The following is a 22,986-nucleotide window of genomic DNA, read 5'->3' as shown; positions in this document are numbered from 1 at the left end:
TCTCTGGTATAGTTATGTATAAATATATTTATTGATAGATTTTTATTCATGTTTTAGAAGTTTTAAACAAAGGGCATGTATTTTTATGATTGTTTGAATGAAATAAAACATTTTTTAGCATACAATTTTCAGGAGTTCAGGGAGAAAATGAAATACAGGAAAATAATGTTCATGCTGGTGCTGGCCATATTCATATTCGGTGCGGCCAGCGTCTGTGCCAGTGATGTGAACGATACGGTGATTGCTAGTGAAGATACAATTCAAACAGAATTGTCTGCAGGCAATGAAAATGAGATAGTCGAACAAGCAAGCAATGATGAAGTAATCAGTGAGGCAAATGTGGGAACATTCCAGGAGCTTCAGGAAAACATTACACAAGGATATTCATCCGGTGAAATAACTCTTGATAGAGATTATGAATGCGAAGACGAATTTAGTGCTGAAGGAATCACAATCGCACAAGGAATAATTATTAACGGACAAGGACATAAAATCGACGCCAAAGGAAAAGCAACAATATTCAACATCCAAGCAGATTGGGTTTTTCTAAAAAATATCACATTTCTAAATGGTAAATCAAAAGATGGGGGTGCCATTAACTGGGAAGCTAACCTGGGAAGTGTTTTAGATTGTCGTTTCGTGAACAACACTGCAACAGATGATGGTGGCGCAATCTATTGGCATAATCGTGGAATACTTCCATATCTTAATTCTAATCTTGTTCGTGGATGTAGTTTTGTGAACAACACTGCAACAGGTAATGGTGGTGGAGCAATTTTCTTTGCAGGTGGTGAAAATGAGTATGATACTACTGTTGAAAATTGTAATTTTGAAGGTAACTCCGCACCTACTGGAGGTGCTATTTACTATATGAGTGAGTATACTGCCACTGTGACAGATTGTAATTTTACTGGCAACACTGCAACTGTAGATGGTGGTGCAGTTTATTTTTGGTATCAAGGTACTGTGACAAATTGTAATTTTACTGACAACTCTGCATACTATGGTGGTGCAGTTTACTTCTTGGATCAAGGTACTGTGTCAAATTGTAATTTCACGGGCAATACTGCATCTCGTTATGGTGGTGCAGTTTACTTTGATGAAACTGGTAATGTAACAAATTGTAATTTTACTGACAACACTGCAACTAGAGATGGTGGTGCAGTTTACTTCTCTAATACTGGTAATGTGACAAATTGTAATTTCACTAACAACAAAGCAACTGGAACTGTCAAGTATGATGGTGGTGGTGCAGTTTACTTCTATAGTGCCGGTAATGTGACAAATTGTAATTTTACTGACAACACTGCAACTAGAGATGGTGGTGCAGTTTACTTCTATCAAGGTACTGGTAGTGTGACAAATTGTAATTTTACTAACAACAAAGCAACTGGTACTAACTCTTGGGGTGGTGCTATTAGGATCTCTTTTGGTAGTGTTGAAAATTGTAATTTTACTGGCAACACTGCAACTGGAGATGGTGGTGCAGTTTACTTCTCTAATACTGGTAATGTGACAAATTGTAATTTTACTGGTAACACTGCAACTTATAATGGTGGTGCTATCTGGATGGATTCTGGTAGTGTGTCAAATTGTAATTTTGCTGGTAATAATGCTACTACTGGTTCTGCAATTTACTTCTACAAAGGGGATTCTTCAGATACTTTAACTGTTTCCTATTCTACTTTCTTAAACAATAGGGCAAATGCAGGAGCTTTAGATATTGTTAAAACTGAAAATAATATTACAATCACATTCATAGGTCAGAATAACCTTTTAAATGCAATTTATTCTAGAATTGATGCTGAAGTTGCTTTTACCAATGTGACATATTGGGGAGCAAAGGGAATTACAACAGTCAGTGCTACAATGTCTGGATCCAATAAGGCTGCTGGTCAAAATATCACTGTGGGCGTTGTTGTAAATGATAAACTTGTTTTAAATGATGTTATAATCACAAATGAAAACGGTACAATTGTTTTGGATATAAGTGCAGGTGAAAATTATTACATAAGCGCTCGCCATGACGCAGATTCATACTATACTGAAGCTGAAAAAACAATCTCAAACAACACTAAATTCAATGTGAATGTCACCTCTCAGACAACAACTAATAAGACTGTTAACATCACTGCAAAATCCAATATTTACAGTGAGCTTATGCCAGATAAATTACTATTTATCTTACCAAACGGCACTCAAATCGAGGCAACCTATGGCACTAATGGTACCTGGTGGGCAGTGCATAAATTTGATGCTTATGGTGATTATCAGGTCAATGCAACATATGTTGGATTGGATAATGTAACAATTACAAATGCAACAATCGGTATTTCTAAAACTCCAACTGAAATCACAATTGTAAATGAAACTGTCGAATTGCTTGTAGGGGATTCCATTGGTACTGGTGCTGCATTAACTCCTGCAGATGTGGGTGAGTTAACTTTCACTTCAAACAACATTACTGTTGCTAAAGTTGAAGATGGAAAAATCGTAGCTGTTGGTGAAGGCTCCGCAATCATTACAGTCAGTTTTGCCGGTAATGATGATTATGCAGCAGCTGAAAACAAAACAATAAATGTTAAAGTAATCAAATACGATTCCAAAGTCACAATCGAACCAATTAACAATACCATATATCCAAACAACGTTACAATCAAATACACTATTGAAAACAAAACCAACGTAACAGTAACAATTGATGGAGTATCCGATGATAAAATAATCATCACAAATGACACTATTACTGTTATTGGCCTCGACGCTGGCGAATACACAATAACAATACTCAACAACGAAAGCAGAATATACCATCAATCAAACGACACAAAAACATTCACTGTAAACAAACAGGCAACCAGCATTACCGGTGCTGATGTGTCCACAACATACAACATCAACAAAGAGTTGGTAATCACTTTAAAAGACAGCAACGGCAATCCGTTAACTGGTGCTAGCGTAACTGTTGACTTGAACGGTGCTAAAACCTACACCACAGACAAAAATGGTCAGATCAAGGTATCAACCAATGGACTTGCTCCTAAAACATACACTGCAAAAATAACATTCAACGGCAACACTAACTATGACAAGTCAACCAAGGATGTTAAAGTCACTGTCAAAAAGGCCACTCCTAAACTTACCGCCAAAAAGAAAACCTTTAAAACCAGTGTCAAAACCAAAAAATACACTATTACCTTAAAGGACAATACCGGCAAGGCAATCAAGAAGGCCAAAGTCACCCTGAAAGTCAAAGGAAAGACTTATAAGGCCACTACCAACAGTAAAGGTAAAGCGGTCTTCAAGATTAAAAATCTCAAAAAGAAAGGAACCTTCAAGGCAACAATAACCTATAAAGGAAACAAGTACTACAACAAAATAACTAAAAAAGCCAATATCAAAGTTATTGTCACCTTCAAGACTGTTTCCAAAGGAAGCAAGGACAAATCAACTGTTAAGGAAATCCAAAGGGCCTTAAAAGACCATGGATACTACCTCTCATACAAAGGACACTACCTTAAGGTTGACGGCAAGTTCCAAAGCTGCACCGAGAGATCCGTCAAGGAGTTCCAGCATGACAAAGGTCTTAAAGTGACCGGTAAAGTTGATGAAAAGACAGCCAAAAAGCTCGGTTTAATTTAAATCTAATGTGGATGCAATTGCATCTGCACTTTTTTCTTTTTTTGCATTTTTCATTTAATCATTTTTTAATAGGTACTCCTTTTTTTTTAGTTTTTAAAGTCAAATCAATATGTGTATAAATATCAGTTGTATCTTGTAAGCTAAGTGCAGAATTGGCGAAAGTATTATATGTCTTTTTCTATTAATATATAATTAGATAATTTTTCTTTTATAGGAGGAATTTTTTTTAATTTATGAAAATTTTTCTTTTATAGGAAGAATTTTTTTATATATTTTAAAAATTTTCTTTTATAAAATGTATTTTTTATTAAAATATAAAGGGGTGAAATTTCATGATGAATAAATTAATCAAACGTTACGATTATGTTGATAACTTAAAGGATTATGTTAACTCTGATTTTGTTAAGGTATACATTGGAATTAGAAGGTCTGGTAAGACTAGTTTAATGTATAATATTATTGATGAAATCAAATCAATGGGAGTAAAAGAAGAAAATATAATATTCATTTCCTTTGAATCACGAGAATATGCTCATATAGATAGTTGCGAACAATTAGATGAAGTTGTTTACAGCAAAACAGATAATCTTGAGGGAAAAGTATATCTGTTTTTTGATGAGATCCAACAGGTTAAAGGATGGGAAAAATCCATCAACAGTTATAGGGTTTCAATCGATTCAGACATTTATATCACAGGTTCAAATTCAAAATTGTTGTCCGGTGAACTTGCAACACTCTTGACCGGAAGATATCTCACAATCAATGTTTATCCATTCTCATTCAAGGAATTCCTGCAGTATAAAAATGAAATAGAGGGAATGGAATTAACAAAAGACACAATAAGTGAGCTGTATGATGATTACTTTAACTTTGGAGGCATGCCAGGTATACTGTCACTGGGCAGTGATGAATTTAAAAAATTGGCCCTGAAAGACATTTATAATTCCATATTATTTGAAGATGTGGTTTCTCGATTTAAGATAAACAACATTGACTTGCTGCAACGCTTTGTAAGATATATGATTAGCAGTACTGGTGAAATATTTTCATCCAAAAGCATAAAGAACTACTTGAAAAGCAATAACATCTATACTTCTCAGGACACATTGCTTAAATACAATCAATATTTAAACCAGTCATTTTTCATTTCCAAATGTAAATGCTTTGAGCTTAAAGGAAGAAAAGAAATGAAAATACTTGGAAAGTACTACTTGACAGATCATGGATTTCACCATGCACTAATAGAAGACAACATGTTGAAGGTTACTAAAATTCTTGAAAACATTGTTTATGTGGAGCTTTTGAGAAGAGGATACAAAATCAATATCGGGAGACATCCCGACAATACTGAAGTGGACTTTGTATGTGAGAAATCAGGTAAATACAAGTATATTCAAGTTTCTTATAGGTTAACAAGTGAAAAGACACTAAATCGTGAAATCACACCATTATTGAGAATTTCTGATAAATTTGAATCAATATTGATAACAACTGAAAATCATGACTTTTCAAAAGAGGGTGTTAAACATATTAACATAATTGATTTTCTATGCGGGGATGAAGTATAATAGTATCGCCTGTAAATATATTCAAGTTTAAATGTTTGGTGCTGCGCTTTCAATGTGAGGGGCATCGCCAAATGAATTGGAGTATCCCGGCACATGACTCACGTCACCTGATCCACTAACATACAATCCGTCTACCTTCTCGGTTGTGTCATGGTGTGGGGCGTCTCCGGCTTCTCCTGCATAGACTCCTGCAAATGCGATTGAAACAACCAATACAAATATTAAGCCTTGAATCAATATTGCTTTGTTCATTTTAACTTGCCCCTTTTAATTTTTTTAAGTTTTTTACAAACTCTACTTTATAGTTTAAAGAGGCCCATATATAAAGGTTTTCGACTGCAAGTGCTCACTTGCATCTTAAAATTACTTATAACTGATTATTATCAGTTTAAATTATGAAATAAGTTATTTAAGATTAATTTTTAAAAAATAATTCATTTTCATTGAATATTTTTGCAGAAATTATTCAAAAGGATGAACACTAATTGTTAATAATAAAAAAAGAAGAGGATAATTATTCAATGTTGTCCTCAAAATTAACATTGTTTGCAACATGAATATCTATCCCTAAGTTGTTTTAATTTGAACTACCCCACATTTTTTAAATCGGTTGTTAAAATATTCTTTTCTCAAATTGTTTTCATTTAAATTTTACCGAATTTCCCATTTCTTTTAACAAATCCAAATTCATATTGGTGTCTGTTAGAACAATCAATTTGTTATTTGATTCTTTACATACTACATACACATCATGATCATTTGGGTGTGCTGTAAAAATATGTAAGTCTCCCTCTTGTCTTTCATTTTCAGGAATGCAAATTTCAGCAATAGAATTAATTTGAGCACTTAACACCTCCCTGTAATCAGAAAATCCGTCGTCTTTATAATCAAAATAATGAATTGAAATATTTCCATCGCTCCAAGAAGGATGTGATCCTTCAGGACTATCATCAGACAGGAAGTTCATTGCATTTTCACTGTCATCGCCATCATACCTATTCATTGAACTGGATTCTTTGAATGTTGAATCTACTGGAACTTTCATTGTAAAATTTTCAAAATCTTGTTCAGAAAGTTCAGGCACATCAGATAAAAAATCGAAGAATCCTGCATTAACAGCACTCATTGATAGGACAATCATTGTTAAAGCCAATGAAGTTACCAAAATTTTTTTAATATTCATTTTTCCCCCCATATATTACTGACATTTAATTTAACTAAAGTTAATCTCGAAGTTTTCTTCGCTGATTATCAGTTTTCCAGAAGTAATTGAACCTTTACTTGAATCTGAAACAGCATTGTTAAACTTATTTGCTGGTTGATTTTTAACATGTACATTTAAAACATTGTTTTCCAAACTCAACTCACTAAAAAGATCATTAATACTTATATTATCATTGTTTGAACTTACATCTGAAATAATCGATGTATCTTCAGGAACAACAGCAATATCAATGGTTTTATTTTCATCAATTGCATTTTGAAGTTTATTCAATTGATCTTCTGAAGCATTTAATTCAATTTTAATATCACAATCGAAATATGCCAAATCTTCATGATTTCCTGTGGTTACTTCGGTTGATGGAACAACCCTGAAATCATATGAGGAAGATTGGATATTACCATCAATTATTCCAGAATCATTTCCTGAAAAATCGAAAAGTCCAGCATTAACAGCACTTACTAATGAAACAGTCATTATTAAAGCTAAAAAAATGACTAAAATCTTTCTAATATTCATTTTTCACCATCCTTAATATAAAAAATTTTTTAATACATGAATTTGATTGACTTTTCCTAAGAAATAATAAAGTCTCCAATTATGTCTTTATTGTTTGTTAAAATTCCAACAGACTTGTTGTCTTTTGCATAATAGAAAAAATAATTACCACTTTTCTCAAAGTGATGCAGATATCCATTAACACCATTTAATGTCATTGAATCATCATTTTCGTTTTCCCCTTTGATTTGTACATAAATATATTTATAAATTTAAATTATGGAATTTATCCTGCCCATTCACCAACGCCATCCCAACATGCTTCAAGATTTCTACCATTAACTCCTCTCATTGTAGCCATCCTATGTGCTTTAAGCATAAGACCCATCCCTCCAGCATCATATAATTTCTGTCCAATATTACGTAAAGGTTGAGACTCAGGAGAACGCATTATAAAACCACCAGGGTTACGGCTATATATCCTTACAATTTCATCCACACTTTCTTTCAATACTTTTTCTTTACTCGGCTTAAAAAAATCAAATAAACCCATAATATCACCTTTAACTATTTTTATCCTTAATATCGAAATTTTATCAAAGGATATATATGTACATATATAATAACTTTAATTTAAGTGAAATAAAGGAATTTATTTAGTTTTAAACTTTAACACCCCCATCACCAATTCAAAACCTAATTTCTAGAACGCTTTCATATATATCCAAGTGCAAAATCAAAAACCCAAAACTGAAAACTTCTCCGTTAATGTCAATCCCATCAATTTAAATCAAAACAAAAACTTCAGTTATTGTTTTCTAATGGCAATCGGTTTATATAATACTTTGTTAATGTTTACCCATTTTTAATAACAAGGCAAAAAATAGTGTTATGGCTTAAGCTATTGAAAATTGGTGTTATAAGTTATTGTGAATTTTTAAACCGATTTCGGTCAGTTTGTAGAGTCTTCCGGTTTCATCTTCTTCATTAACGCAAACAAGTATTTCTTTATCTTTTAAATCTCCAAGTATCCTTGAAACAAGACTGAATCGTGCATCCATCTCTTCAACTATTTCAGTTGGTGTTTTCATTGAAGTTGCAATGATCCTGATTACGTATAAAACGAATGTTTTTGTCTCAAATATACGTTGGATTTCAATTGGCTGTGCGTAAAATAATAGGGAGGAAGGAGGGTTCAAGTCAGCCCTCCGTAAACATCATTCATAGGTATGTAGCGGGATGGTGTCAATCGGATTTTCGCCGTCAAAGGTACAGGTATGTCCAGGCACATGAATTTCATCGCCTGATACGCTTACATATGGTTTGTCTACATTACTGGTTGTGTCATCATGCAGAACGTCTATCGTCTCTCCAGCATGCGCTCCTACAATTACAAGTGAAACAACCAGTACAAATATCAAACATTGAATTAAATCTGATCTGATCATTGTATCACCTTTCATGTTTTAATTCTTCTGCTGTATTTAATAGTTAAATAAGCTCTATATATAAAGGTTTTTGAAAGTAAGCGCTCACTTGCATCTTAAAAGGCTTTTTAGTTCTTTAAAAATTGATTTAGGCTGTTTAAGAGTGTTTTAAAAAAATAAAAAATAAGTTTTGGTGGGTTGAAAAATGGTTGGATAATTTTCCTATTATTGTGGGATTAATAGTAGGGAGGAAGGGGGGTATTCAAGCCAAAACCCTCCATGAGTGTTAATAATTAGATATGCAATGGTATTGTGTCAGGTTGCACTTTGCTGAAGCTGAAAGTGTTTCCCGGTGCATGTGCGACGTCACCTGATCCGCTTACATATAATCCATCCACATTATCGGTTGCATCATCATGTGAAGATTCAGCTGCCTCTCCGGCATACACTCCTGCAATAGCGAGTGAAACAACCAATACAAATATTAAACCTTGAATCAAACCTGTCCTGTTCATTTTGTTCACCTTTTAAATTTTAGTTTTACAAACTCTACTTTATAGTTTAAAGAAGGCCATATATAAAGGTTTTCGAGTGCAAGTGCTCACTTGCATCTTAAAATCAGTAAAAAAAGATTATTATTTCTTTATTGTATTATTTGAGTTGTTTAAGATTGGATTTTTAAAAACAAGGTATAAAAAGTGCGTTAACTTCTGTTCGTATTATTTTTTAATAATGATGATTTCTCTGAATTATATAAAACAGTATGCCCTTAATATCATGGCAATATTGAAGTTAGGTTGTAAAATTTTGAGGTTGTAAAAAAAATAGTTTTTAATCGAATTTGAGACGGTTGAAGATTTTTTGCATGTGGTGTATGGAGTCATTAACTTCTTTTGGAGTAATGTTTACAAAGGGGTCATAATCAGCCTTTTGTCTTAATATGGCCAAATTTTGAAGTTCAACTTTCATATTATTTTCACCAAAATCAGATAATGCAAGTCGTACTTGTTTGTGTTCGCTAATTTGATTTTCACCATTTTCAAATTCCCAAGGTTTGAGGACTTGGAAGTTCTTAACATATTCTAACCATAATTCACAGTATAAATATGAACTATAATAAGCTCTGTTGATTATTGTAGCATTAACACACCATTCATCACAGTTTTCTGGAATTAACTGATTTTTTAACATCAACAAATGCAATGTCAATAAGTATAGATGATATTGGGGGTATTTGGTTATATCCATCAGGAATCACCTTTTGTATAATATGGTTGCGTTTCTGCAAAATTCGGCAATGCCATTTGCTTTTGAAAATTCTTCCATATGATTGTGAAGCTCATTCAGGGTTTGGTCCAATATGTCCTCGCTGGTTCCATTTAAATTTTCAAAAGAGAAGAGATAATCTAGCGTGTCAATATCTGGCCTTTCGGTTAAGGTTATGTCGCCCAGATAATCATATTTTTTTGAGAATTCTTTCAATTCCTGGGTGTAAATCTCTTTTGCAGGTTCCATTTTACGTTTAAATGTGTCTAATCGTGTAACCATTTTATCACATCCTCTTTATTTCTAATATTTTCCAGTGTTGGGAAAATTTTTGCCACAATTAGTATATTATTTTCCTTAAATATAAATTTAACTATTCTATGTGCTTTATTTTATTCAATTACAAATCAATATTTAAATTAACATATTAATGGCAATATTTAATCTTTAATTAATATTTGGAGGAAATATAAAACGAGTTTAAATCAATATTGCTTTTACTGTGTATTGTAATAATTGTGGGTGACATTTTAAATATGTGGTTTTTTAGCATTTCAATTACTCATATCTAAAATTAAGCATAAATACAATATTACAGAGTATTCTAGATTTAACAGTACTGTCAAATTTTCAATCAGCAAATGTTTGGAAATAATTGGAAAAAAGAAATGATTCTGTTTCGATAAACTTTAATAGTGTTAATCAATATAGAAAATATTAATCCATCAGTGGAGCGAAAACCATGTCTAGGCGAATTGAAATTGCAAAAAATTTTGCAAGGGAAATGAAATCCGAAAAAATAGGAAGGATGATATTGTTCGGTTCCGTTGCAAGAGGAGATGACCATTCTCATTCCGATATAGACATACTGGTCGTTTCCAATCATCGAAAGGAAATCTGGCCAAAAATTTCACACATTATTGCTGACACTGTAATGAATGAAGGGGAATTGCTTTCGGTGCATGTCATGCCTGAAAACATTTTCAATGAAACCAGGGATTATTCCTTTTTAACTAATGTTAAAAGAAGGAATACTTCTCGAATTCTAGACCATGTACTGTTTGTTTAACCTTATTTTTTTTAACAATCATCATTTCACTATTTGGAATAATTATGGGATAACTTTAGAATATTGTTGGGATGGAGTTGGAACACATTTGGGATAACTTTGGAATGGTTTTGGAATATTATTGGAAAATATTTGGAATAATGTTGGTATAGGTTTGGAATATTATTGGAAAATATTTGGAATAATTTTGGGATAGAGTTGGTATAGATTTGGGATAACTTTGGAATGGTTTTGGAATATTATTGGAAAATATTTGGAATAATTTTGGGATAGAGTTGGTATAGATTTGGGATAACTTTGGAATGGTTTTGGAATATTATTGGAAAATATTTGGAATAATTTTGGGATAGTATTGGTATAGATTTGGGATAAGTTTGGTACATTGTTGGGTTGGAGTTGGAACACATTTGGGATGGTGTTGGAATAGGTTTGGTATACCTTGGGGATATTGTTGGTATAGTGTTGGTATAGATTTGGGATAACATTGGAATAATGTTGGGAAAGCCCTGATAACTTTAACTGTCATTACAAATCCGCTGATGGCTGAGAAATGTCCAGAACGCAACCGACGGGTTTATCGATGCATTTCCATTGATTGATGGCTATGAAGCCTACAAGGCCATTGTATGGTATGAAAAATAGAAAAGGATTAAACACAATTCGTGTTTAATCTGTTAATTCAATTGACTGAAGCATCTTAATCATGGCATCCTCATTGTTCCCGATTAAGGTGACTTCATAATCTCCAACATCACGTTCAATATAATAGACATTCTCGCCCTGATTGTCCTTGTAGACGGTAATGTCTCCAACCTGACTGTCCAGTACGGTTCCTGATGGGTATGACCCTCCCTGTATTGTGGAAATCATTATGCTGTAAACCTCATCGGAGTAGTCTCCGGCATTTTCCATTCCATAGTATCCTCCATATCCGTAATCAGGTATTGAGGAGGTCTCAACATAATTCGAACCTTCTGGAATGAGCATTGTCATCACTCCAAAGTCCTGTGTCACAAGAGGCACTTCCGGTGTCAGCACTCCGCTGAATAATGTCACTGCGACAAGAAGAATCGCAACCACTGCCACGAGTCCTATAATGATTGTCCTGTTGTTGTCTTTTGGTTTTGCACGTTTTGCCAGTGCACTGCTCATGCCGTGTCCGCATTCGCCACAAAAACTGGCACCAGGGCTAAGTTCGCTTCCGCAATTTTCACAGAAGTTCTTGTTTTCGATTATTGTTTCTTTTGCTTTTTCTATTTCGCTTCCGCAGTCCGGGCAGAATTTCGCACCGTCCCTGATGGCTGCGCCGCAGTTTTTACAGTATTCTTCCATGATAACTCCTAGATTTTTTTGACAATAGTATTGGTTATATAATTATTTGATGTTGCTTGGTTATATCTTTTTAACCGCAATATTTAGGGGGTGTGAAATTTTATGATGAGTTTCTCTTGATTGACGGCTATGGGCCTACAAGGCCATTGATGGTGTGAAAAATAGAAATGTAAGGGTTTAATCAATTAAACCCATTTTATTTTATAGTATAAGTGTCCTTCTCCAGCGCTGTTTCTTTGCTTGCAGAAGTTCCATCCTTTCTTGCCCCAATCATCAGGATAATGTGTATAGTATAGGCGGAATGTATGTCCACCTTTCTTTTTAGTGCTGTCGTAGACCTTGTCTCCATAATATTGTGAAGCTTTCTTGTTTTTCTTGAGCTTGGCCTTGTACTTGTGGCCTTTATATTTGAATTTGGCAGTGTAGTACTTCTTTTCTTTCTTGATTTTTACAATTGGCTTGGCATCAACCGGTTCGCAGGCATATGCGCAAATCATTCCCACCACAAAGATGGTGAGGATTGCCATAAGCAATACTTTTTTGTTCATTTGTTTTCCTCCTTTTAGATTTTCATATTGTAAAAAATACTTGTCAAGGATATATTGTAACTGATAGTTTATATCCTTTTAGTAACAATATTATAATAATGGTGATAATATGAAAATGAGATATGCTGCTATTCTTATCTTCATCGCTCTCGTTTCAATCTCAGCAGTTTCCGCTATGGACAATCAAACACTAATTTCAGCCGAAAGCGATGATGTGGATGAAACACTCTCTCTTAGCAATGATGAGGACACACTGGAGAAATCCTACTTCTATGATGCAGAGTATGATGAGGAGTATGAGGACGACACTGTCGTGACACATAACGTGGTCAAGTACTACGGTGACACCGACACTAAATTCAAGGTCAAGGTCTATGATGCGGACTACAATCCTGAGGAGGGAGTGTATGTGTCTTTAAGGGTAGATTGGGGAAACTATAAGGAAAAGGTGACCAACGCCAACGGCAATGTGTACTTTCCATTAAACTATAAGGTTGGAACATACTATGTTGATACTTATATCGAAAGCGATGACGGTGAAAGCTACTGGTATGCTGACAATACCGTTAAAATCAAGTCCACAATACCGACAAAAGAGCTTGTGAAGTATTCTACAAGCCATAAGAAGTTCAAAATCAGGTTTCTGGACACCAAGGGCCATGCCCTTAAAAACAAGGTTGTGAAGATCAAGAAGAACGGCTACTGGTACAAGTTCAAGACCAACAGCAAGGGATACATTAAAATTCGAAGCACATTCAAGGTCGGAAAACACAAGATAACTGCCTACAATCCTGTTTCAAAGGAGAAAAGAAAGATTTCAGTTGTGGTCTTGAAGAAGGGTACTCACAAGGTCAATGTGAAGTTTCACAAATCGGAATCTGGTGCAGGGGTGAAGAAACTGAAGAATGGTGATGGATTGTATACAATCTATTCGACAAAATATGGACAATATTATCCTGGAGCTTATGTACAAGGGTTTTCCAGTGGAATTGAACTTCCAAAACACACTAAAATCGTAAAGGCAAAATTTTTCTTCAAGAACAAGAAGACCGGAAAGGTCATCACCAAGACCTCCAAGAATGGGGGCTATGCAATCAATGTAAATCTTGTAAATGGGTACATTCCGTATAAGGCAACTGTCTGGTATAAGGACAAAATCAAGGCTTAAACATTTAAATGAAATCAGTCATCTCATTGATGGCTGATTATTCAATTATTTTTATTCAAATCGCCTGATGGCATTTATTTTTTACGCTATATTTATATATCTCTCGTGATAAACCTTCAATCATAATTCCAAATAGGGAGGGATTATGGAAATGAAGTTTAAAAAGAGCTTTTCAACATTAATATTGCTCCTTTGCGTCCTGTTCACCATGACCTGTGCCTTTGCAGGTGATGTGGATGACACTATGGCGGTCAGTTTGGACAATTCGCAAATGGAAATGTCACAAGATGATGAGAACAGTGAAGTCATTTTCGCTGATGAGACCCAACCAATCGGTGAAACTGATGATGGAACATTTGCAACTTTGGAAAGCAAAATCAATGCGGGCTACGGTTCAACAATAACATTGGAAAACAATTATACATATGAAGGTTCTGGATACACCAACGGAATCAAGATTGAACGCAGCATAACAATCGACGGTAAAGGTCACACTATCGATGCCGACGGCAAGGCAAGAATATTCGATGTTCAGGATGGTGATGTGACACTTAAAAACATAGTTTTCAAAAATGGATATCAAAGCTTCTTTTTCGGAGGGGGAGCTGTTCGCGTTAATACAATTGACTGTGTTATTGACAACTGCACATTCATTGACAATTCAGCCCCTAAAGGAGGAGCCATTGAATATCAGGGAGGATGGAACAATGTGACTAACTGCATTTTCATAGGCAACTATGCCGAACAGGGTGGAAGTGCCATATATTTGGGTGCCGCCAATTGCATGTCAATTTCAAGATGCCTGTTCATAGGAAATGACATTGTAGGATCTCAGGCTGATTCGTCTAAAATCAATAACAACATTTTCATCTTTTCAGGTGCTTCTTTCGACTTTACATTCGATCTCGACTTAAACAACAACTGGTTTGGAAACAATGCTTATTATTATGATGAAGCGCCACAGGATAACATGAACGCCTGGCTGTTTTTAAATGCAACAGCTGAACCTGATGAAATTCCACTTTCAGGCACTTCAGATGTCACATTCAAGCTGTACTTATATGACGCATCTTCCGGTAAAGTCTTAGACTATGACAATTCCCTGTTGCCTGAGTTTCTCATGACACTCTTTGCCTCCAACGGGAAACTCAGTGATTATGAAAACGTCACCCTCGGCCAAAAAGTCCAGTTCACAGGAACCGCTCTTGGAGTTGGAACAGTCGGTGTGGAGATGGATGATTCTTCATTTGAAATTGAAATTCCAATCACACAGATGAAAACAGAGATTGCAGCCGATGACGTAACCTCATCATACAATGACAACAAAAACCTTGTCATAACCTTAAAGGACGCAAACGGCAAGCCTGTGGCAGGAGCTAGCATAAGCGTTGACTTGAAAGGTGTTAAAAAATACACAACTGATGCAAAAGGACAGGTTAAGGTGTCAACCAAGGGCCTTGCTCCCGATAAGTATGTGGCAAAGATTGCATTTGCAGGAAATGACAACTATACTGCATCATCAAAAGAGGTCAAGGTCACAGTCAACAAGCTGGCATCAAAAATAACCGCCAAGGCAAAAACCTTCAAAACTACTGTTAAAACCAAGAAATTCACTGTAACATTGAAGGATAAGACCGGTAAATCAATCAAAGAAGCCCAAGTTGCATTGAAAGTCAACGGTAAGACATACAAGGCCACAACCAACAGCAAGGGCAAGGCGACCTTCGAGATTGCCAAGTTGACCAAGAAGGGAACCTACAAGGCAACAGTCACATTCAAGGGTGATGCATACTACAAGAAGGCAACCAAGAAAGTGAATATTAAGGTCAAGACAGCCTTCAAGACAGTTTCCAAAGGAAGCAAGGACAAGGCAACAGTCAAAAAGATTCAAAGGGCACTGAAAAAGAACGGATACTATCTGTCATACAAGGGCCACTACCTAATGGTTGACGGAATCTACCATGACTGCACTGTCAGGGCCGTCAAGCAGTTCCAAAAAGCCAATGGACTGAAAGTGACCGGTAAGGTTGACGAGAAAACAGCATTGAAACTTAAAATAATTTAATGGATGACTATCATCCATCTTTTTTCTTTTTTTAGACACTTCCATTGTCTGAACTCTGATGAAGTGGGATTTAAGCAAATTCATCTTTAATCTCATGATTTTTGAATGTAATTTATTTGCATAATTGGTGATGTCAACATCTTCCTTTATGCGACTTATATCCTAAAATCCACAAAGGATAGTTTAAGGTGATAATCATGGGATTTTTAGACAGCATATTCAAAAGAAAAAGCGAAGCCAAAAAAGAAGAGAATGTGGATGAGATGCTAATCGAGTGTGTAAAGGAGCTTGTAATGATTTACAGTCGAAATCCAGGAGGATTTCTAATGGACTCTCCAAGCGCAGAGCCGGTAAAGGCGATTGGAAGAAAGCTGAACGAGGCGGGTGGAATGGACCTTATGCTCAGGGCGCATGGAATCTTTTCAGCAAATGCGCCGGGTCCGGGATTGGCCCGTAACCTGGAAATGGTTTGGGACGGCATCGGTGGCTGGTGCGGATAAAACTCCACAAAAAAGATTAAAAGGGGTTGTGTTCACAAGATTCAGGCACTCCCTTTATAATCCCTCTAAAGCCTTAACGCCCTTGTAGGTGTAAAGCAGGGCAAGTATGCCGCAGACCGCAGATACAACCAATATCACCGCAAGCATGGGCATCTGGAGTATGAAACTCTCAACATGAAGGATATCCGCAAAAATCACGGCAAATAGATTGTTCATGATGTGAATTATGATTGGAACCATGATGTTTCTGGTTTTCAGGTAAACCACACACATACACAATCCGAACACGAACTGAGTAACGCCAAAACCATGGAACAGGCCAAACAATAATGATGAAATCAACATTGCAAGGACAAGACTCATTTTCTCATTCAAACGATTGAAAAGAACGCCCCTGAAAAGCAGTTCCTCAACAACAGGAGCCAAAATCACTGAAGACAATACATTGAACAGAAAACCCGCACCGGTATACTCTCTTGAAAGCGCAGAGGTATCAAATCCGCTGGGATCAAAAAAAGTAATGAAAGCAACCAGGAAAAACCCGAACAGGAAATTAATCACGAAAAGATAGATGATCTCATTTTTATGCTCAAAAGCAGAACCGATTGAATCCGTAAAGCCGGTAGTGCCCCGCAGCATATAGATGAAACCCAAAAATACGATAAAGATAAGCAGGTTTTCACCAAAACCCTGAATAGAGTCAAGGCTTGTAACCCTTGTAATGATGCCAGTCACTATCATGCCCACAATAAGAAAGACAATAGCCTCCCTGATTCTTATACTTCGCAGCTTCTCATTGTAATTCATGAGTGATATTATGTAATGATAGTATATTAAATGATGTGAAAATGGAATTGACATTAGTGTGGGTTTTTAAACTTGATGGGCAATATTTAAAAAAATCAATCAGTTAGCTAATTTTAGGGACACCCTTGATTGTTCTATAATAATTTATATCCTTTTAAACACAATATAGTATTAAGGTTGGTTGCAATGTCAAAAGATTATCAAAAATCTAGAATTCCTATCGAGTTTAAAGAATACATTTTCTATAATCATGGTTCTTTTTCAGTTAAAAACGATGAAAATGGGATTATGGTGACTTTTGGAAGATTTTCTTCTCAAGAGGTTGCATGTGCCGCTGCAGGGCTTTTGATTAAGCATGAATGGAATATATTGGCTGTTAGTGATGATTTGTTATTTGAATTTGAGGATAAATTTTATGTTTTTAAAGTAATGAATAACAAATTAATATTTGACACTGATTTCGATAATTTTGAAAGTGCCGTAGAATATTCTGAAATCAATTCTCGATGTAATGATTATCATAATGATATATTTAAAAGTCCCATCAATAAAAAGAAAGGATATAAAGATCGATGGAAGGAAACTGAAAAACCTGTTGAAACAGATTTAAAACATATTTTCAATCAAAATGATCAGTTCATAATTAAAAAATCAAATAGAAGAGATAGTCATGTTTTTGCTAAGTTTGATTCATTGAATGAAGCTAAAGCCGCTCGAAAGTTGCTGATTGACTCTAACTGGAGAATATCTGACGGTAAGGAAATAGTATTTTTTGAGAATTACTACTGGGTATTTGAAGTCAATGATGATTATTTGAAATATCTAGGCAAGTGTGAATCCTATGATGATACATTTGATATTATTAATCCGGTAGTTGTTGAAGAAAATGATAATGATGACTTGGACTCAAAGATAGAGGAATATTATAAACGTAAAGAAAAAAAGAAACAAAAGCAGAAAGAAAACCAAAAGAAACGAAAAGTCAAGCCGATATCCAGTTCAAAAAGTAAGCTTAAATCACGTAGAAGTAGTGATGAAAAACAAACTCCTGTGGATATTAGTAGGATATGGGATCCAGTAATCAAATATAAACAAGTAAAATTTCGACATTATACTTTTAACATTGTTAAATCATCTAAAAACACAAGTAACTTTGTTGCGGTTTTTGATTTTGACATATTCAAAAATAAAATTGACTGTGAATTTAATGGTGTTAAGATTCCATGGGAGAAAAGGTTTAACAATAATCTTTTTAAAGAATTTAAACTATTTTTTGAGATATTTGAGAGGAACTACTGGGATATTCATAAAATTAATGAATCATCATCCATTTACTATCATGATTATTTATATTACAAGATTAGAGTCGTAAGTAATGATACAATAATTTTCAATACATTTGATACATATGCTGAAGCTGAAGGAACTCCATTGGTATATGATGGCAAGATTCTTGAAGATTCTAAACCTGTTGAAATTGATAAAATCGGTGATAAATACGAAGTAGTTAAATTTCATGGGGGAAATGTATTGAAAATCCATCCTTTAAAATCCTTGGAATATGTTAAAATTATTAGAGATATACTGAATCATTTAAATTGGGATATGAAAGAGTTTAAAAAATATGATTTATTCTATTTAAATGGCTTGTACTGGGAATTGCAATATAGTAATCATGAAATTACTCTGGTTAATAAATATGAATCTGTTAAAGTAATTTAGTTTAATAATAGCTATTTAAGACAATATTGTTTTGAAATAAGAATATTGACTTCCTGCGAAACAAATATTTTATAAAATAGTATTTTAATAACTATATTTAATTAAATTTTAAATTTTTTTATAATTTTCAATTTTAGAGTATTTGATCTATGTGATACTATGAAGTTTCAAACCATTTTGAGAAAGAATAATGTTCAAAGGGTATTATTAATTGATCCCGCATTCCCTATTGCTAATAAAAGTAGGAATCATAAGGATTTGCTACCAGTTGGTTTGTTGAAAATTAGTTCTTATCTTAAAGGTAGAGGAATTGAAACAAAACTTATTAGATTAAATAAGGATAACAATGATATTTTTAATGAAGAAATAAAAGAATACAATCCTGATCTTGTAATGGTCACTTCTGTTTTCACATATTGGTTTAATGAAGTAAAATCCGCTGTTGATTATATTAGACTTGTTTTACCAAAGGTTAAAATCATGGTTGGTGGAATATTGGTGTCTTTATGTTATAAAGATTGTAGAAAATCTATTAAAGCTAATTATTTTCATAAAGGACTTATTGAAGAAGCAGAACATCAAAAACCCGATTATTCCATACTTGAAAATGGTGGAAAAGATATTGATTATCAAATCATTCACAGTTCTAGGGGTTGTAAACGTAATTGTAAGTTTTGTGGTGTAAATAAAATTGAAAATCGTGGTTCTGAGGTTTGTTCTATTGAAAAAGAATTGATTGGAAAGAAAAATTTGGTTTTTTACGATAATAACCTCCTTGAAAACCCTCATATTATTGAATTGCTTAATGAATTAATAAGATTACGAAAAGAAAAGAAAATTACTAAATGTGAATCTCAAAGTGGTTTTGATGGTAGAATACTAAACATTGATTTGGCAAGATTATTAAAAGAAGCTAATTTTAAAGATCCTAAAATCGCTTGGGATGGACCTTATGAGGGTTGGAAACGACGTAAAGAAGAAATTTCTATTTTAGAAAAAGCGGGGTATAAACGTAAGGAGATTGCAGTGTTCATGTTATTTAATCATGATTTGTCTTATGAGGTACTTGAAAAAAAGAGAGCATGTTGCTTTAGATGGGGTGTTCAAGTGTCTGACTGTAGGTTTAGACCATTGGATAAGTTAAGTGATGGTTATAATCCTAACAAACGAAAACAAAAGGATAATGAATATCATATTCATGATGGTTGGTCTGATGAGCAAGTTCGTCAATTTAGAAGAAATGTTAGGAGACACAATATATGCATTCGCCATAATATGAAATATCATTCTAGACAGGCTGAGCTTAAAAAAATATCAAAAGAAGATTCTATGTTGATTAGGAATATGGAAGCGGATGAGGCTATGGCAACTGGGATTATTGATGATGCTTGGAATCCAGCTATAGCTCATCTGTTTGAGGAAGAAAAATAATCGGATTATTCTTTTAACTTTTTATTAATCAATTCCTTACTTATCATAAAACAAGTTTTTGTAGTATTATTTTCAAAGAAATTTTCATATTTGTCTCCTTTCTTCCCTTTTGGAGCTAATTCTAATTCATAATTTTTATAACCATTTGTAGATAATGGCAATAATGTAACATCTCTTTTTTCTATAGCCAATTTAGTTTGAGTATATGTTTTTTCAAACAAATCTATTTCTTCAGCTGAAAATGTAATGGTTTTAACTGCATTTAATTTTCTATAACCATTTTTTTCTTTATTTTCTGCAATATATCCTATTAAAATAAATGTTGTTTCTTCAAAAAATTGTTTCCATTCTGAAGTTTCCCAGGGTTCCTCGAATTCATCAAGTCTTAAGTTTCTAAATGATAATCTCTCTTTTGGCGTTCCATTTTTATTCAATGAAGTGTTTTTAATTAAGTATCTTGTTTTCTTGAATAAATCATCTTTTTCAGGCAATTCTTTATCTTTTCCTATGAGTAAATCAGATATCATTTTGCTAAAATTTTTTGGAATCTTTCCACTGAATCTTTTTTGTGTTATTGTTTCATAGATTTCAATTTGCCTTTTACCAAAATAAGGAGTTAATTTATCTTTCACATAACTTTCAACAGTAGTAAAATTTGAAAATGAAATTAAAGTAGGATTTTTAGATTTATCTCTTAAAATACCAGTCATATAAGCATTTTTTAGTGAATAAGCTCTAGGTTTGGGAGGAATATCTGAAAAAGGTTGTGTTGTCCGATCTGATGAAGTTCTTGCTTTAGTACATGCTCCTAGATAGGAGGTATCTCCTTCAGAAAGTTCATGAGCTTTTCCCTCTAGTACTTTTCCTTTAATAATTTTAAAATCATTCTCAAAAATCTTTATATCTTGGGACATATCATATAACTGGTAATCTGTTATTAGGAAATCTTGAGCATTTTTTTCTTTATCATACTCATACCATATTATTAGCATTTTTTCACATTTTCCAAGTACGTGACTTGTTTTAAATGTTTCGTTAATTATTTCATTAAAATTGATTTTACTTAAAACTAATCTTTCTTTAGCTCTTACGCTGCCGTTTTTATTTTTAATATATCCTGTAACTTTTAATTCGATACCTAATTCTTCAAAATCAGCTTTACTATCATTGTTTAATGAATATTTGTAAAATCCAGTTTCAACTACATGACCCAACACTCCTTTTTGCCGATTTAAACTAGTATGTTTAAGCAATTCTTCAGAATCAATTTCTTTAAATGTTTTTCCTTTTATCTTCGATGTGTACTCTAATAATTCTTTTTCAGTTTTAAATTTCATTTTAAATTCCCAATTATTACTGTTCATTTGCTCTCTAATTAATTATTAATATATTAATGGAACAATATATAATATACTGGAGAAATTGTTATGGACAAAACTGTTGTTGAATTATTTGCGGGTGTTGGTGGGTTCCGTTGTGGATTCAATGATGTTGAATTTGATGGAAATAACGTCACTGAAAAAGAAAATTGGAAGTTTATATGGGCAAATCAATGGGAGCCTTCTACTAAAACACAAGCCGCTTTTGATTGTTACTGCGAAAGATTTGGGAAATCAGACAATCATGTTTGTCAGGATATTGGTAAAATAGATAAAACCACAATTCCAAATCATACAGTTTTAGTGGGTGGTTTCCCATGTCAGGATTATTCAGTTGCTCGATCACTTTCAAATGAAAAAGGAATTGAAGGTAAAAAAGGTGTTTTGTGGTGGGAAATTGCTGAAGTTTTAGAAGCAAAACAACCCCCTTTTGTTTTACTTGAAAATGTTGATAGATTGCTTAGATCACCTTCAACACAAAGAGGTCGTGACTTTGGTATAATGTTACGAACCTTTATGGACAATGGTTATGCGGTTGAATGGAGAGTAATTAATGCGGCAGAATATGGATTTCCTCAAAAGAGAAGAAGAGTTTTCATATTTGCTTATCATAAATCTACCAATTACTATAAAAATATCGTTCAAATGTCATCTGAACAAATTATCCATAGTAAAGGGATATTTGCAGTTAATTTTCCAATTAAACAAACACATTTAGATGAGGGACACTCTGATATTTCTTCAAAAAATTATGAGGATATTGTTTATATTAGTGATGAATTTGATTTCCATTTCTTTAATGCAGGATGTATGATTGATGGGGCAATTGATACATTTAAAGTAGAAGCAGTCCAATGTAAAAATATCACTACTTTAGGTGATGTTCTTGAAACAAATGAAGTTGATGAAAAATATTACCTTTTAGATGAGAAACTTGAAAAATGGGAATTTCTAAAAGGATCTAAAAAAATTGAGAGAACAAAGCCAAATGGCGAAAAATATTATTTTTCAGAGGGACAATTAGCATTTCCAGACAGGTTAGATGTTCCTGCAAGAACCATGCTTACAAGTGAAAGTACTACAAATAGAAGTTCTCACGTTGTTAAAGATAAAGTTTCAGGTAATTTAAGAACATTAACTCCTGTTGAAGCTGAAAGAATTCAAATGTTTCCAGATAATTGGACAAATATTGAATCAAAGGCTATGACTGAACGTAGAAGATTTTTCATGATGGGTAATGCTTTGGTTGTTGGTGTTGTTGGAAAATTGGGTCATTATCTTGAAAAAATTGTTGCGGATGAAAATTAAATCATTAATATTATTTTTTTTATTTCCTGAATTT

22 protein-coding genes are annotated in these 22,986 nt (G+C 33.7%); 9 read left to right on the top strand and 13 right to left on the bottom strand.

Annotation, left to right across the window (positions count from 1 at the left end):
* The first annotated feature begins 147 nt into the window (after window positions 1-147).
* Complete coding sequence (locus E7Z78_RS02315) at window positions 148-3,642, top strand: peptidoglycan-binding protein (protein ID WP_303723561.1); 3,495 nt, start codon at window positions 148-150, stop codon at window positions 3,640-3,642.
* 332 nt (window positions 3,643-3,974) lie between these two features.
* Window positions 3,975-5,210 (top strand): ATP-binding protein, encoded by a 1,236-nt coding sequence (locus E7Z78_RS02310; protein ID WP_303723560.1) that lies wholly within the window; start codon window positions 3,975-3,977, stop codon window positions 5,208-5,210.
* Window positions 5,211-5,237: 27 nt separating this feature from the next.
* Here E7Z78_RS02310 and E7Z78_RS02305 read toward each other — a convergent pair whose 3' ends face one another.
* The 9 genes from E7Z78_RS02305 to E7Z78_RS02265 form a co-directional block, all read right to left on the bottom strand.
* On the bottom strand, window positions 5,238-5,462 hold the full coding sequence (locus E7Z78_RS02305) for a hypothetical protein (protein ID WP_303723559.1): 225 nt from the start codon (window positions 5,460-5,462) through the stop codon (window positions 5,238-5,240).
* Window positions 5,463-5,850: 388 nt separating this feature from the next.
* Entirely contained in the window at window positions 5,851-6,393 is a 543-nt protein-coding gene (locus E7Z78_RS02300; protein ID WP_287411231.1) for a hypothetical protein, read from the bottom strand.
* A 30-nt stretch (window positions 6,394-6,423) separates the two neighbouring features.
* Window positions 6,424-6,951 (bottom strand): hypothetical protein, encoded by a 528-nt coding sequence (locus E7Z78_RS02295; protein ID WP_303723558.1) that lies wholly within the window; start codon window positions 6,949-6,951, stop codon window positions 6,424-6,426.
* A gap of 265 nt (window positions 6,952-7,216) precedes the next feature.
* The gene (locus tag E7Z78_RS02290; RefSeq protein WP_287411234.1) at window positions 7,217-7,381 is read right to left on the bottom strand and encodes a hypothetical protein; all 165 of its coding nucleotides are present in this window, start codon (window positions 7,379-7,381) and stop codon (window positions 7,217-7,219) included.
* Between the two features lie 466 nt (window positions 7,382-7,847).
* Window positions 7,848-8,129 carry a hypothetical protein gene (locus E7Z78_RS02285; protein ID WP_303723557.1) on the bottom strand — a complete coding sequence of 94 codons (282 nt, stop codon included), beginning with the start codon at window positions 8,127-8,129 and terminating at the stop codon, window positions 7,848-7,850.
* 18 nt (window positions 8,130-8,147) lie between these two features.
* A complete protein-coding gene (locus E7Z78_RS02280; RefSeq protein ID WP_303723556.1) occupies window positions 8,148-8,378 on the bottom strand; it encodes a hypothetical protein in 231 nt (76 codons plus the stop codon).
* A 272-nt stretch (window positions 8,379-8,650) separates the two neighbouring features.
* Window positions 8,651-8,872, bottom strand: coding sequence for a hypothetical protein (locus E7Z78_RS02275; protein ID WP_303723555.1), 222 nt, complete (start codon window positions 8,870-8,872; stop codon window positions 8,651-8,653).
* Window positions 8,873-9,188: 316 nt separating this feature from the next.
* Window positions 9,189-9,548, bottom strand: a complete 360-nt coding sequence (locus E7Z78_RS02270; RefSeq protein ID WP_303723554.1) for a hypothetical protein — start codon at window positions 9,546-9,548, stop codon at window positions 9,189-9,191.
* A gap of 63 nt (window positions 9,549-9,611) precedes the next feature.
* Window positions 9,612-9,905 (bottom strand): hypothetical protein, encoded by a 294-nt coding sequence (locus E7Z78_RS02265; RefSeq protein WP_303723553.1) that lies wholly within the window; start codon window positions 9,903-9,905, stop codon window positions 9,612-9,614.
* Between the two features lie 460 nt (window positions 9,906-10,365).
* On the opposite strand from E7Z78_RS02265, the gene E7Z78_RS02260 reads away from it, so the two are divergent.
* A complete protein-coding gene (locus tag E7Z78_RS02260) occupies window positions 10,366-10,692 on the top strand; it encodes a nucleotidyltransferase domain-containing protein (protein ID WP_303723552.1) in 327 nt (108 codons plus the stop codon).
* Window positions 10,693-11,358: 666 nt separating this feature from the next.
* Here E7Z78_RS02260 and E7Z78_RS02255 read toward each other — a convergent pair.
* The gene (locus E7Z78_RS02255) at window positions 11,359-12,024 is read right to left on the bottom strand and encodes a zinc ribbon domain-containing protein (RefSeq protein WP_303723551.1); all 666 of its coding nucleotides are present in this window, start codon (window positions 12,022-12,024) and stop codon (window positions 11,359-11,361) included.
* Between the two features lie 185 nt (window positions 12,025-12,209).
* A complete protein-coding gene (locus E7Z78_RS02250) occupies window positions 12,210-12,572 on the bottom strand; it encodes a hypothetical protein (RefSeq protein WP_303723550.1) in 363 nt (120 codons plus the stop codon).
* Window positions 12,573-12,681: 109 nt separating this feature from the next.
* Between E7Z78_RS02250 and E7Z78_RS02245 the strand changes: the two genes are divergently transcribed.
* From E7Z78_RS02245 to E7Z78_RS02235, 3 genes are all read left to right on the top strand, one after another.
* Window positions 12,682-13,740: a hypothetical protein gene (locus E7Z78_RS02245; RefSeq protein WP_303723549.1), complete on the top strand. Its 1,059-nt coding sequence runs from the start codon at window positions 12,682-12,684 to the stop codon at window positions 13,738-13,740.
* Window positions 13,741-13,885: 145 nt separating this feature from the next.
* Window positions 13,886-15,805, top strand: coding sequence for a peptidoglycan-binding protein (locus E7Z78_RS02240; RefSeq protein ID WP_303723548.1), 1,920 nt, complete (start codon window positions 13,886-13,888; stop codon window positions 15,803-15,805).
* A 197-nt stretch (window positions 15,806-16,002) separates the two neighbouring features.
* Window positions 16,003-16,305, top strand: a complete 303-nt coding sequence (locus tag E7Z78_RS02235) for a hypothetical protein (protein WP_303723547.1) — start codon at window positions 16,003-16,005, stop codon at window positions 16,303-16,305.
* A gap of 54 nt (window positions 16,306-16,359) precedes the next feature.
* Here the strand turns inward: E7Z78_RS02235 and E7Z78_RS02230 are convergent, their stop codons facing one another.
* The gene (locus E7Z78_RS02230) at window positions 16,360-17,112 is read right to left on the bottom strand and encodes a CPBP family intramembrane glutamic endopeptidase (protein ID WP_303723546.1); all 753 of its coding nucleotides are present in this window, start codon (window positions 17,110-17,112) and stop codon (window positions 16,360-16,362) included.
* 186 nt (window positions 17,113-17,298) lie between these two features.
* On the opposite strand from E7Z78_RS02230, the gene E7Z78_RS02225 reads away from it, so the two are divergent.
* Together E7Z78_RS02225 and E7Z78_RS02220 are read left to right on the top strand one after the other, a co-directional pair.
* The gene (locus E7Z78_RS02225; RefSeq protein ID WP_303723545.1) at window positions 17,299-18,834 is read left to right on the top strand and encodes a hypothetical protein; all 1,536 of its coding nucleotides are present in this window, start codon (window positions 17,299-17,301) and stop codon (window positions 18,832-18,834) included.
* Between the two features lie 159 nt (window positions 18,835-18,993).
* A complete protein-coding gene (locus E7Z78_RS02220) occupies window positions 18,994-20,265 on the top strand; it encodes a cobalamin-dependent protein (protein WP_303723544.1) in 1,272 nt (423 codons plus the stop codon).
* 5 nt (window positions 20,266-20,270) lie between these two features.
* Here E7Z78_RS02220 and E7Z78_RS02215 read toward each other — a convergent pair whose 3' ends face one another.
* Complete coding sequence (locus tag E7Z78_RS02215) at window positions 20,271-21,629, bottom strand: Sau3AI family type II restriction endonuclease (protein ID WP_303723543.1); 1,359 nt, start codon at window positions 21,627-21,629, stop codon at window positions 20,271-20,273.
* A 63-nt stretch (window positions 21,630-21,692) separates the two neighbouring features.
* Between E7Z78_RS02215 and dcm the strand changes: the two genes are divergently transcribed.
* Window positions 21,693-22,952, top strand: coding sequence for a DNA (cytosine-5-)-methyltransferase (gene dcm, locus E7Z78_RS02210; protein WP_303723542.1), 1,260 nt, complete (start codon window positions 21,693-21,695; stop codon window positions 22,950-22,952).
* Window positions 22,953-22,986 lie beyond the last annotated feature (34 nt).

This window comes from Methanobrevibacter thaueri, assembly GCF_015062915.1.
GTDB lineage: Archaea > Methanobacteriota > Methanobacteria > Methanobacteriales > Methanobacteriaceae > Methanocatella > Methanocatella thaueri_B.
The sequence above is the reverse complement of the archived record's forward strand: the minus strand, read 5'-3'. Positions and strand labels throughout refer to the sequence as shown.

Bases quoted from the DNA above. Each gene is read 5' to 3' on its own strand.
- E7Z78_RS02290 (WP_287411234.1), bottom strand. From the start codon at position 7,381: ATGCGTTCTCCTGAGTCTCAACCTTTACGTAATATTGGACAGAAATTA.
- E7Z78_RS02225 (WP_303723545.1), top strand. From the start codon at position 17,299: ATGTCAAAAGATTATCAAAAATCTAGAATTCCTATCGAGTTTAAAGAA.
- E7Z78_RS02305 (WP_303723559.1), bottom strand. From the start codon at position 5,462: ATGAACAAAGCAATATTGATTCAAGGCTTAATATTTGTATTGGTTGTT.
- E7Z78_RS02310 (WP_303723560.1), top strand. From the start codon at position 3,975: ATGATGAATAAATTAATCAAACGTTACGATTATGTTGATAACTTAAAG.
- E7Z78_RS02250 (WP_303723550.1), bottom strand. From the start codon at position 12,572: ATGAACAAAAAAGTATTGCTTATGGCAATCCTCACCATCTTTGTGGTG.
- E7Z78_RS02315 (WP_303723561.1), top strand. From the start codon at position 148: ATGAAATACAGGAAAATAATGTTCATGCTGGTGCTGGCCATATTCATA.
- E7Z78_RS02265 (WP_303723553.1), bottom strand. From the start codon at position 9,905: ATGGTTACACGATTAGACACATTTAAACGTAAAATGGAACCTGCAAAA.
- E7Z78_RS02240 (WP_303723548.1), top strand. From the start codon at position 13,886: ATGGAAATGAAGTTTAAAAAGAGCTTTTCAACATTAATATTGCTCCTT.
- E7Z78_RS02295 (WP_303723558.1), bottom strand. From the start codon at position 6,951: ATGAATATTAGAAAGATTTTAGTCATTTTTTTAGCTTTAATAATGACT.
- E7Z78_RS02255 (WP_303723551.1), bottom strand. From the start codon at position 12,024: ATGGAAGAATACTGTAAAAACTGCGGCGCAGCCATCAGGGACGGTGCG.
- E7Z78_RS02275 (WP_303723555.1), bottom strand. From the start codon at position 8,872: ATGAACAGGACAGGTTTGATTCAAGGTTTAATATTTGTATTGGTTGTT.
- E7Z78_RS02230 (WP_303723546.1), bottom strand. From the start codon at position 17,112: ATGAATTACAATGAGAAGCTGCGAAGTATAAGAATCAGGGAGGCTATT.
- E7Z78_RS02280 (WP_303723556.1), bottom strand. From the start codon at position 8,378: ATGATCAGATCAGATTTAATTCAATGTTTGATATTTGTACTGGTTGTT.
- E7Z78_RS02235 (WP_303723547.1), top strand. From the start codon at position 16,003: ATGGGATTTTTAGACAGCATATTCAAAAGAAAAAGCGAAGCCAAAAAA.
- E7Z78_RS02270 (WP_303723554.1), bottom strand. From the start codon at position 9,548: ATGTTAAAAAATCAGTTAATTCCAGAAAACTGTGATGAATGGTGTGTT.
- E7Z78_RS02220 (WP_303723544.1), top strand. From the start codon at position 18,994: ATGAAGTTTCAAACCATTTTGAGAAAGAATAATGTTCAAAGGGTATTA.
- E7Z78_RS02260 (WP_303723552.1), top strand. From the start codon at position 10,366: ATGTCTAGGCGAATTGAAATTGCAAAAAATTTTGCAAGGGAAATGAAA.
- E7Z78_RS02300 (WP_287411231.1), bottom strand. From the start codon at position 6,393: ATGAATATTAAAAAAATTTTGGTAACTTCATTGGCTTTAACAATGATT.
- E7Z78_RS02215 (WP_303723543.1), bottom strand. From the start codon at position 21,629: ATGAACAGTAATAATTGGGAATTTAAAATGAAATTTAAAACTGAAAAA.
- dcm (WP_303723542.1), top strand. From the start codon at position 21,693: ATGGACAAAACTGTTGTTGAATTATTTGCGGGTGTTGGTGGGTTCCGT.
- E7Z78_RS02245 (WP_303723549.1), top strand. From the start codon at position 12,682: ATGAAAATGAGATATGCTGCTATTCTTATCTTCATCGCTCTCGTTTCA.